Source organism: Massilia aerilata (assembly GCF_042656905.1).
In the GTDB taxonomy this organism is placed as follows: domain Bacteria; phylum Pseudomonadota; class Gammaproteobacteria; order Burkholderiales; family Burkholderiaceae_D; genus Telluria; species Telluria aerilata.
Window position 1 is genome coordinate 97427 of the sequence record NZ_JBHSMZ010000016.1, and the last position, 11801, is coordinate 109227.

Annotated in this window: 5 protein-coding genes; 3 read left to right on the forward strand and 2 right to left on the reverse strand. The window is 66.9% G+C overall.

Annotated features, from left to right (window positions below; translation table 11 throughout):
- Positions 1–43: 43 nt before the first annotated feature.
- The gene (locus ACFPO9_RS19990; RefSeq protein WP_379773952.1) at positions 44–2815 is read left to right on the forward strand and encodes a TonB-dependent receptor; all 2772 of its coding nucleotides are present in this window, start codon (positions 44–46) and stop codon (positions 2813–2815) included.
- 100 nt (positions 2816–2915) lie between these two features.
- On the opposite strand, the gene aroG is transcribed toward ACFPO9_RS19990, so the two are convergent.
- The gene (gene aroG, locus ACFPO9_RS19995) at positions 2916–3974 is read right to left on the reverse strand and encodes a 3-deoxy-7-phosphoheptulonate synthase AroG (RefSeq protein WP_379773954.1); all 1059 of its coding nucleotides are present in this window, start codon (positions 3972–3974) and stop codon (positions 2916–2918) included.
- A gap of 410 nt (positions 3975–4384) precedes the next feature.
- Here aroG and ACFPO9_RS20000 point away from each other — a divergent pair, with 410 nt between their 5' ends.
- Both ACFPO9_RS20000 and ACFPO9_RS20005 read left to right on the forward strand, forming a co-directional pair.
- A complete protein-coding gene (locus ACFPO9_RS20000) occupies positions 4385–7255 on the forward strand; it encodes a TonB-dependent receptor (protein ID WP_379773957.1) in 2871 nt (956 codons plus the stop codon).
- Between the two features lie 12 nt (positions 7256–7267).
- Positions 7268–10123: a TonB-dependent receptor gene (locus ACFPO9_RS20005; protein ID WP_379773959.1), complete on the forward strand. Its 2856-nt coding sequence runs from the start codon at positions 7268–7270 to the stop codon at positions 10121–10123.
- A gap of 180 nt (positions 10124–10303) precedes the next feature.
- Here the strand turns inward: ACFPO9_RS20005 and tldD are convergent, their stop codons facing one another.
- Complete coding sequence (gene tldD / locus ACFPO9_RS20010; RefSeq protein WP_379773962.1) at positions 10304–11764, reverse strand: metalloprotease TldD; 1461 nt, start codon at positions 11762–11764, stop codon at positions 10304–10306.
- Positions 11765–11801 lie beyond the last annotated feature (37 nt).

Here is an 11801-nt window from a genome sequence, read left to right on the forward strand (position 1 = left end):
ATATATTTGTAGGCCAATCTTCAGACCATTTCTTGGAGTAGTAATGTTGAAAAGAAAAGCTGTAGCCCAAGCAGTTTCCTTCGCCCTCGCCTATGCGGCGTTCGGCATGGCCGCCATGGCCCAGGACAGCTCGACGACCTCGATCCAACGTGTCGAAGTGACAGGCTCGAGCATCAAGCGCGCCACCGCCGAGACGGCTTCGCCGATCCAGGTGATCAGCCGTGACGACCTCGTCAAATCCGGCAAGGCCACGGTTGCCGAATACCTGCAGACCCTGACCGCCGACGGCGCCGGCTCGCTGCCGACCGGCTTCGGCAACGGCTTCGCCGCCGGTTCGACCGCGATCTCGCTGCGCGGCCTGGGCGCGACCTCGACCCTGGTGCTGCTGAACGGCCGCCGCATGGCGCCGTTCGCGCGCGCCGACGACGGCCAGAAGAGCTTCACCGACCTGTCGACCGTCCCGATGGAAGCCGTCGAGCGCATCGAAGTCCTGAAGGACGGCGCCTCGGCAACCTACGGCGCCGACGCGATCGCCGGCGTGGTCAACATCATCCTGCGCAAGGACTTCACCGGCCTGGCGTTCAAGGCCGAAGCCGGCACCTCGCGCTACCACGACGCCGAACAGGGCAAGGCCACCCTCACCTGGGGCAAGGGCCGCCTGGACGAAGACGGCTACAACTGGATGATCAACGCCGAGGTCTACGGCAACCATGAACTGATGAACAAGGACCGCGCCGGCCGCGAGTGGATCGGCGCCGGCGATATCCGCCCGTGGGGCTACGCCGCCAACGGCCAGTTCGCTTCCGGCTACATCACCCCGGGCACCGCCACCGCCAGCCCGGCCGGCGCGCTTCGCGATCCGAAGACCGGCAACTATGTCGGCCTGCCGGGCTGCTCGCAATTCTCGCCGGTGACGGCCCAGGACCCGAACGGCGGCTGCCTGTGGTACGCCGACCAGTTCCGCTCGATGCAGCCGAAGATCGGCGGCCTGAACCTGTACACCCGCTTCACCAAGAACCTCGACAACGACCTCCAGCTCTACGCCGAAGCCGGTTACTCGAAGCGCGACACCGAATTCACGCTGGTGCCGCCGAACACCAACGGCACCGTGGCCTTCCCGCCGAATGCCGCCAACCCGACCGGCATCATCGTCTACGGCAACACCATCCTGCTGGCCGCGAATCATCCGCAGAACCCGTACGGCACCCCGGTCCGCGTGCGCTATTCGCTGTTCGATGTCGGCGCCAGCACCCGCTCGGCGGACAACGCCTTCAGCCGCTTCGTGGTCGGCCTGAAGGGCTCGCGCCTCGGTTGGGACTTCGACACCGGCTACACCCATTCGGAATCGGCGCTGGACCTGAACTACAGCAACATGCTGAACATGAAGGTGCTGCAGGACGCGCTGGGCAACCCGACCAGCAAGTACTTCCCGTACTACATCGGCGCCCAGGCCAACAAGAACCCGGCATCGCTGTACGCCGCGCTGGTCGTGAACGCCAAGTCGCACTCGACCACCAAGCTGGACGTGGTCGACTTCAAGGCCTCGCGCGAATACTTTGCACTGCCCGGCGGTAACCTCGGTGTGGCGGTCGGCGGCGAGTACCGTCGCCTGCAGCTGGACAACCCGTCGCTGTCGGGTTCGGAAGACGGCACCATCAACTCGAACTACGTGGCCGCCAAGGGCACCGACGACGTCAAGGCGGTGTTCGTCGAAGTCGCGGCGCCGGTGCTCAAGACGGTCGAACTGACCGCCGCCGTGCGCTATGACCGCTACAAGAACTTCAGCTCGACCACGCCGAAGCTCGGCGCCAAGTGGACCCCGCTGAAGACCTTCGCGCTGCGCGGCACCTATTCGGAAGGCTTCCGCGCACCGGGTCCGGCCGAAGCAGGCGCCCAGAGCCAGAGCACCGGCAACTCGTCGGTCCGCGATCCGATCCGCTGCCCGGGCGGCGTCCCGGCCGCCGGCGGCGCGACCCAGGCCGACTGCTCGATCACCATCGGCGCGGTCAAGGTCGGCAACCCGAACCTGCAGCCGGAAGAGTCGAAGGGCTACACCCTGGGTCTGGTCTGGGATCCGCTGCCGAACACCAGCTTCTCGCTGGACGGCTGGAAGATCAAGCGCAGCAACGAGATCAACCCGCTGTCCTACGTCGAAGCGGCAGCCCTGCCGACCGCGATCCGCAGCGACAACAACCTGGTCGTGAACGGCGTCGTCAAGCCGAACACCGGCACCCTGCTGCTGTCGAACGCGCCCTACCTGAACTCGAGCTATACCCAGGTCAAGGGTATCGACCTCGACCTCAAGCAGCGCATTCCGATGGGCGACTACGGCCGCGCCGTCGTCGGCCTGACCTGGACCCACGTCGCGACCTGGGTGCGCGCCGAGAAGAGCGGTTCGATCTTCCAGTACGCCGGTACCCACGGCAACTGCGATACCTCGAACTGCGCCGGCACGCCGAAGGACAAGATCAGCGTGAACGCCACCTGGGAACGCAATGCCCTCAGCGTCAGCGCAATCGCCAACTATCGCAGCGACATGGAGAACGTGCGTTTCGCCGGTGACAAGTGCGCCTCGCAATTCGCCGACGGTTCTTCGGCGCCGGGCAACTGCCGCCTGGCTTCGTTCACCACGGTCGACCTGTCGGCGCGCTACAAGCTGAGCGCCAACTGGCAGATCTACGGTTCGATCCAGAACCTGTTCGACAAGATCGCCCCGCTCGATCCGCTGACCTACGGCGGCCTGAGCTACAACCCGATGGACGCCAGCGGCGCGATCGGCCGTTACTTCAAGGCCGGCGCACGCTACCAGTTCTAATCGCAACACCGGCCGCCCTTGCGGCGGCTGGAACAAAAACGGCGAACCTCGGTTCGCCGTTTTTTCGACAACGTCGTCCCCGCGCAGGCGGGGATCCAAGTTACTCCTCTCGCACCCGGCGCTGGCGCACCGCCGCCGCCAATCCCTCCAGCACGCCGACACTGGTCTCCCAGTCGATGCAGCCGTCGGTCACCGACTGGCCGTAGGTCAGTTCCTGTCCCGGCACCAGGTCCTGGCGCCCCGCCACCAGGTGGGACTCGACCATCACGCCGACGATGCGGTCGTCGCCGCTTGCCAGCTGGCCGGCGATGTCGGCGCACACCGGCACCTGGTTCTGCGGGTTCTTGCTCGAGTTCGCATGCGAAGCGTCGATCATCAGGCGGCTGGCCAGGCCGTTGGCGGCCAGCTGCTTGCAGGCGTCCTCGACGCTGGCGGCGTCGTAGTTCGGCGCTTTTCCGCCGCGCAGGATGATGTGGCAATCCTCGTTGCCCGCGGTCGACACGATCGCCGAATGGCCGCCCTTGGTCACCGACAGGAAGTGGTGCGGCTGCGAGGCCGCCTTGATGGCGTCGGCGGCGATCTTGATGTTGCCGTCGGTGCCGTTCTTGAAGCCGACCGGGCAGGACAGGCCGGATGCCAGCTCGCGGTGCACCTGCGACTCGGTGGTCCTGGCGCCGATCGCGCCCCAGCTCACCAGATCGGCGATGTACTGCGGCGAGATCACGTCGAGGAATTCGGTGCCGCACGGCAGGCCCAGCTCGTTGATGTCGCGCAGCATTTCGCGCGCCATGCGCAGGCCGTCGTTGATCCGGAAGCTGTTGTCCATGTAGGGGTCGTTGATCAGGCCCTTCCAGCCCACCGTGGTGCGCGGCTTCTCGAAGTACACCCGCATCACGATCTCCAGCTCACCGGCAAAGCGCGCGCGCTCCGCGGCCAGGCGGCGCGCGTACTCCATGGCCGCCTTCGTATCGTGGATCGAGCATGGGCCGATCACCACCAGCAGGCGGTCGTCTTGGCCGTGCAGGATGCGGTGCAGCGCCACCCGCGCGGCGGCCGCGGTCTGCTCGGCCGCCGGCGTCACCGGAAACTCGCGGATCAGGTGCGCCGGCGGCGTCAGTTCCTTCATTTCGCGGATGCGTAGATCGTCGGTACGTGGCATTGCTGTTCTCCGTTCTGTAAATAAAAAAACCGCCATCGCTGGCGGTTTTTCTGGAATTTTGCGTCGGACTTCGTTCTGCTGTCGCGTGAACCTGCCGCTACTCCACCGCCGTTGGGCTGGAATGGCTAAACCAAAAATAAAAGGTAAAGGAGGCAGTGTGGCGCATGGCGTCGTCCGGGATGGTCCGACTGACTATAACAACAATATATGAGCATTGGCAAGCGCTTTATCCGCCACGCGCCGTCGGGTGCGCATGTCCTTACAGGCGATCCGGTTGCATGAATCCGACACCGTTAGGGGGTCTGCTGGAGACGGTTGAGGGATGTCAGTCGCTGATGCCGTTTGAATGCAAAAGTCGCGGCATGCCCCGGCCAATCCGGCAGGGATCCCCATAGCCACTGGAGTTGGACATGACTGAAACCCCACTATCCCTATCCGTGCGCCGTCTGTTCGCCGGTGGCGGCGCCGTCGGCCTGGCCCTGCTCGCCTTGCCGGCGCCGGCCGCGGCCCAGGAGACCACGCCCGCGCCCAAGATCCAGCGCGTCGAGATCACCGGCTCGAACATCCGCCGCTCGGAAGCCGAGACCGCCTCGTCCGTGATCGCCGTGAACCGCGCCGACATCGAAAAATCCGGCAAGGCCACCGTCGCCGAACTGCTGCAGACCCTGGCGGTCGACAACCAGGGCTCGGTGCCGACCACCTTCGGCGCCGGCTTCGCCTCCGGCGCCTCCGGCATTTCCCTGCGCGGCCTGGGCGCGGCCTCGACCCTGGTGCTGCTGAACGGCCGCCGCATGGCGCCCTACGGTCTCGCCGACGACGGCCAGAAGCAGTTCTCCGACCTGAACGTGATCCCCAGCGACGCCGTCGAGCGCATCGAGGTGCTGAAGGACGGCGCTTCCGCCATCTACGGTTCCGACGCCATCGCCGGCGTGGTCAACGTCATCCTGCGCAAGGACTACACCGGGACCACGATACGCGCCTCGCGCGGCGCGACCCAGGACTGGGACGGCAAGCGCACCAATGTGGCCTACACCCAGGGCTTCGGCAAGCTCGACACCGACCGCTACAACCTGCTGTTCAGCCTCGAGTACAAGAAGTTCGACGAAATCTGGTACCGCGACCGCGCCGACCGCGACTACATCGGCCGCATCGACCTGCGGCCCTGGGGCTATTCGGCCAACGAGGTGCTGGGCGGTACCGGCGCCATCGTGCCGAACAGCGGCGCGGCCGGCAACGCCGTCAACGGCAACGTGCGCAATCCGGCCGACATCGCCAACTACTACAACCGCGGCAACCTGGCCGGACCCGGCTTCACCCGCAGCTTCCCGGGCGCGGCCTGCGCCAACCTGACCTCGCACCCGCAGGGCGGCCCCGGCGGCGGCTGCATCATCGACTCGACCCAGCAATACAACCAGATCGAGCCAAAGCAGGAAAACCTCAGCTTCTTCACGCGCGGCACCTGGCAGTTCACGCCCGAGGTCCAGCTGTACAGCGAGCTGAACTGGTACACCAGCACCAGCGATACCGCCACCACGCCCTCGGCGATCAGTACCTCGGTCGGCTATCCCGGCGGGCCGGTCAACAACGCCGGCGTCCAGTTCGGCGCCACCCACCCGGACAACCCCTATTTCGGCACCGCCGCGCGCCTGCGCTACCTGGCCTGGGACGTCGGTCCGCGTAAGTCCGGGGTCGAGTCGAACTTCATCCGCTGGCTGGGCGGCGCCAAGGGCAGCAATTTCGGCTGGGACTGGGACACTTCCCTGCTGTTCTCGCACAGCCACGTGAACAACAACCGCAGCGGCTACCTGCAGCGCGACGTCACCTTCGCCCTGCTCGATCCGAGCCCCGCCAACATCGCCAACGCACTGCTGAACAGCCCGGCCTATGCGGCGCTGCCGCTCGGGACGGTCTGGCGCATCGGCGAGAACGCCGGCCTGAACTCGCCGGAACTGTACGCGGCCCTGTCGCCGACCATCGGCAACAGCGCCAACAGCAAGATCGGCCAATGGGACTTCAAGGCCACGCGCGAGTTCGGCGGCATGCCCATCCTGTCCGGTCCGCTGGGCCTGGCGCTCGGCGGCGAGTGGCGCCACGAGAAGACGGAGCTGCAGCCGACCTCCGGCACCGAGCGCGGCAACATCATCGGCCTGGGCTATTCCGCCTATGCCGGCCAGCGCAACGTGTTCGCGCTGTACGGCGAGGCCCTGGCGCCGCTGCCCTACAACGTCGAAGCCTCGGCGGCGCTGCGCTGGGACCATTTCACCGACGTCGGCAATTCCTACACCCCGAAATTCGGCCTGAAATGGACGCCGGTGCGCGAGTTCGCCCTGCGCGGCACCTTTGCACGCGGCTTCCGTGCGCCGAGCCCGGCCGAGAACGGCGTCGGCGGACTGGCGGCCTTCTCGACGGCGGCCGATCCCCTGCGCTGCGCACTGGGCGTGACCAGCGTCTGCAACCCCGCCGCCATCGCCCTGATCACCTCGCCCAACCCCGACCTGTCGCCGGAACGCTCGCGCAGCTTCAACCTGGGCATGATCTGGGACCCGCTGCCGCGCACCAGCCTCTCGGTCGACTACTGGACCATCAAGCGCAAGAACGAGATCAACCAGGACCAGGTGGATGCGGCCATCGCCGCCGGCAGCGTGGTGCGCGACCCGGCCAGCGTCAGCAACATCCCGGGCGACCCCGGCGCCATCACCGCGGTGCTGACCCGCTACGTCAACTCGGCCCAGACCAAGGTGCGCGGGCTCGACATCGACGCGCGCTACGCCCACCGGCTGCCGGACGACTGGGGCCAGGCCACCTTCGACATCAAGTACACCCACATGTTCGAGTGGACCCGTACCGAGCAGGACGGCAGCTCGCGTGATTTTGCCGGCACCCACGGCAACTGCGACGTCACCAACTGCACCGGCACGCCGGACAACCGCGCCAACCTGCGTCTCGGCTGGGAACGCGACGCCTGGCGGGTCTCGGCCAACGTGAACTACCGCGGCAAGCTGGAGAACCGGCTGTTCAAAGGCGATCCGGATTGCGCCAGCCACCTGGCGAACGGCGCCGACGCGCCGGGCGGCTGCGAACTGGCTTCCTTCACCACGCTCGACCTGGTCGCGCGCTGGAAGCCGATGCCGAAATGGGAAATCTTCGGCTCGATCGAGAACGTGTTCGACAAGGTCGCGCCGCTCGATCCCCTCACCTACGGCGCCCAGGCCTACAACCCGCTCGACTATGCCGGCGCCCGCGGCCGCTACTACCAGCTGGGCGCACGCTATTCCTTCTAAATGGAGTTGGACATGACTGAAACCCCACTATCCCGCTCGATACGCCGCCTGTTCACCGGGGGCGGCGCCGTCGGCCTGGCCCTGCTCGCCCTGCCGGCCGCTGGCCTGGCCCAGGACGCCGCGCCCTCGCCCGAGGCCAGGCCGGTGCCCCGCGTCGAGATCACCGGTTCGAACATCCGCCGCTCGGAAACCGAAACGGCGTCGTCGGTGATCACCATGAACCGCGCCGACATCGAAAAGTCCGGCAAGGCCAGCGTGGCCGAGCTGCTGCAGACCCTGGCGGTCGACAACCAGGGTTCGGTGCCGGCCAGCTTCGGCGCCGGTTTCGCGGCCGGCGCCTCCGGCATTTCGCTGCGCGGCCTGGGCGCGGCCTCGACCCTGGTGCTGCTGAACGGCCGCCGCATGGCGCCCTATGGCCTCGCCGACGACGGCCAGAAGCAGTTCTCCGACCTGAACATCATCCCCAGCGACGCGGTCGAGCGCATCGAGGTGCTGAAGGATGGCGCCTCGGCCATCTACGGCTCGGACGCCATCGCCGGCGTGGTCAACGTCATCCTGCGCAAGGATTACACCGGCACCACGGTGCGGGCCGAGCGCGGCATCACGAAGTACTGGGACGCCCACGAAACCACCGCCGCCATCACTTCGGGCTACGGCAACCTCGACACCGACCGCTACAACTTCCTGTTCAGCGTCGAGTACAAGAAGTTCAATCCGATCTGGTACCGCGACCGTTCCAAGCGCGACTGGATCGGCAGGGACGACCTGCGGCCCTGGGGCTATTCGTCCGAGCAGGGCCTGGGCGGCACCGGCGCCATCATCCCCGGCAGCGGCACCGCCGGCAGCGCCATCAACGGCAACGTGCGCCCGGTGGGCTCGACCGACGACTACGTCAACCGCGGCAGCCTGATCCCGACCGCGGCCTGCTCGAACTTCACCAACCATCCGCAGGGCGACCCCGGCGGCGGCTGCGTGATCGACTCCGACAACCTGTACGGCCAGGCCTTGCCGAAGCAGGAAAACCTCAGCTTCTTCGCGCGCGGCACTTGGCAGCTCACGCCGGCGATCCAGGCTTATAGCGAGCTGAACTATTACACCAACCAGACCAGCACCTCGGCCGCGCCCTCGGGGGTCAGCGCCTCGGTCGGCTACCCCGGCGGCCCCGTCAGCAACAGCATCAACCGGCTCGGCCCGACCCACCCGGACAATCCCTTCCCCGGCACCCCGGCGACCCTGCGCTACCTGGCCACCGACGTCGGCCCGGTCACCGCCCGCATCGAGGGCCAGTTCGTGCGCTGGGTCGGCGGCGTCAAGGGCAGCAACTATGGCTGGGATTGGGATTCCGCGCTGCTGTTCTCGCACAACCACATCTACAGCACCAACACCGGCTTCCTGCAGCGCGACGTCGCCCGTGCCCTGCTCGACCCGAGCCCGGAAAACGTGGCGGCGGCAACGGCCAACAGCCCGGCCTATGCGGCCCTGCCGCCCGGCACCGTGTGGCGCATCGGCGAGAACGCCGGCCTGAACTCGCCGGCCATGTATGCCGCGCTGTCGCCGGCGATCGGCAACCCGGCCAACACCAAGATGATCCAGTGGGACCTGAAGGCAAGCCGCGAATTCGCCGGCCTGCCGGTGCTGACCGGTCCGCTGGGCCTGGCGGTCGGCACCGAATGGCGCCATGAATTCACGAAACTGCAGCCAACCACCGGCACCGAGCGCGGCAACGTGATCGGCCTCGGCTACTCGGCCTACGAGGGCCAGCGCAACGTGTTCGCGCTGTATGGCGAAGCGCTGGCGCCGCTGCCCTTCAACATCGAAGCCTCGGCGGCGCTGCGCTGGGACCACTTCACCGACGTCGGCAATTCCTATACGCCGAAGGCCGGCCTGAAATGGACGCCGGCGCGTTCCTTCGCCCTGCGCGGCACCTTCGCGCGCGGCTTCCGCGCCCCGAGCTTCGCCGAGAACGGGCGCGGCGGCCTGGCGGCCTTCGCGACCGCGGCCGACCCGGTGCGCTGCGACCTCGGCATCGCCAGCGCCTGCAACACGGCCGCGGTCGCCGTGATCACCTCGCCCAATCCAGGCCTCTCGCCGGAGCGCTCGCGCAGCTACACCCTGGGCATGATCTGGGACCCGCTGCCGCGCACCAGCATCTCGGTCGACTACTGGAAGATCAAGCGCACCAACGAGATCAACCAGGAGCAGATCGATTCCGCCATCGCCGCCGGCTCGGTGGCCCGCGATTCGACCAACCTCAGCGGCATTCCCGGCGACCCGGGCCCGATCACTGCGGTCCTGACCCGCTACATCAACTCGAACCAGACCAAGGTGCGCGGTATCGACATCGATGCGCGCTATGCACACAATCTGCCGAACAACTACGGGAAGGCGACCTTCGACGTCAAGTACACCCACTTCTTCGAATGGCTGCGCACCGAGCCGGACGGCACCTCGCGCGAATTCGCCGGCACCCACGGCAACTGCGACGTGACCAACTGCACCGGTACGCCCGACAACCGCGCCAACTTCCGCTTCGGCTGGGAGCGCAAGGAGTGGCAGGCCTCGCTGAACGCCAACTTCCGCGGCAAGATCGACAACACCCTGTTCCGCGGCGACGACTGCGCCATCACCTTCGACAACGGCGGCAACACGCCGAACAGCAGTTGCGAGCTGTCCTCCTTCATCACCTGGGACCTGACCGCACGCTGGAAACCGGCGCCGCAATGGGAAGTGTTCGGCTCGATCCAGAACCTGTTCGACAAGGTCGCGCCGCTCGATCCGACGACCTACGGGGCAACCTCGTACAACCCGCTGGACTTCGAGGGCGCGCGCGGACGCCTGTTCACCCTGGGGGCGCGTTACACGTTCTGAAGCCCCAAGCACGTCGTCCCCGCACCCCAAAAACGTCGTCCCCGCGAAGGCGGGGACCCAAGTTCTGCATGCGCAGTCGAAACGCAGACAAACTTGGGTCCCCGCCTGCGCGGGGACGACGTGCAAAGCTTGCGGGGACGACGTGCGAAGCTTGCGGGGACGACGTACTATGGATCTGGCTTAAGCCGTACCGCCCACCGTCACCTCATCGATGCGCAAGGTCGGCTGGCCCACGCCGACCGGCACGCTCTGGCCTTCCTTGCCGCACACGCCCACGCCCGAATCCAGGCGCATGTCGTTGCCGATCATCGAGATGCGGTTCATCACGTCAGGGCCGTTGCCGATCAGGGTCGCGCCCTTCACCGGATAGGTCACCTTGCCGTCCTCGATCATGTAGGCTTCGCTGGCCGAGAACACGAACTTGCCGTTGGTGATGTCGACCTGGCCGCCGCCGAAGTTGACCGCGTAGATGCCGTTCTTGACCGAGGCCAGGATCTCCTGCGGGTCCTTGTCGCCGGCCAGCATGTAGGTGTTGGTCATGCGCGGCATCGGCAGGTGGGCGAAGGATTCGCGGCGCGCGTTGCCGGTCACGGGCATCTTCATCAGGCGCGCGTTCATCGTGTCCTGGATATAGCCCTTCAGGATGCCGTCCTCGATCAGCGTGGTGCACTGGGTCGGGTTGCCCTCGTCGTCCATGTTCAGCGAACCGCGGCGGTCCTGCAGGGTGCCGTCGTCGACCACGGTCACGCCCTTGGCGGCGACGCGCTGGCCGATCATGCCGGAGTAGGAGGACGAGCCCTTGCGGTTGAAGTCGCCTTCCAGACCGTGGCCGACCGCCTCGTGCAGCAGCACGCCGGGCCAGCCCGGGCCGAGCACCACGGTCATCGGGCCGGCCGGGGCCGGGCGCGCTTCCAGGTTCACCAGCGCCGACTTCACGGCTTCGCTGGCGTACTGGTCGAGCAGCTCGTCGCTGAAATAGCTGTAGTCGTAGCGGCCGCCGCCGCCGGACGAACCCACCTCGCGGCGGCCATCCTGCTCGGCGATCACGGTGACGGAGACGCGCACCAGCGGGCGGATGTCGGCCGCCAGCACGCCGTCGCTGCGCACTACCAGCACCACGTCGTATTCGCCGGCCAGCCCGGCCATCACCTGCACCACGCGCGGGTCCTTGGCGCGCGCGATCTTCTCGACACGCTCCAGGAGCTTGACCTTGGCGGTGGCGTCGAGCGAGTTCAGCGGATCGTGCGGCAGGTAGAGCGAGCGGCCGCCGCTCTGCTGGATGCTGGACGCGACCTTGATGCGGCCGGCGCCGGCGCGTGCGATGGTACGGGTGGCCGCGGCGGCGTCGAGCAGCGCGGTTTGCGAGATCTCGTCGGAGTAGGAAAAGGCGGTCTTGTCGCCGGACACGGCGCGCACGCCGACGCCCTGGTCGATCGAGAAGCTGCCGCTCTTGACGATGCCTTCTTCCAGGCTCCATCCTTCGCTCTTGGTGAACTGGAAATACAGGTCGGCATAGTCGACCTTGTGCGTGAACATCGTTCCGAGCGTGGTGATGAGCTTGCCTTCGTCGAGCCCGAACGGCGTCAACAGCACGTCGCGCGCGACGGCGAGGGAGGAAAGATTCGGTTCGAATGGCTTCATGTTCAGGTCTTTCTGATAGGGATAAGGCATTTTGCCA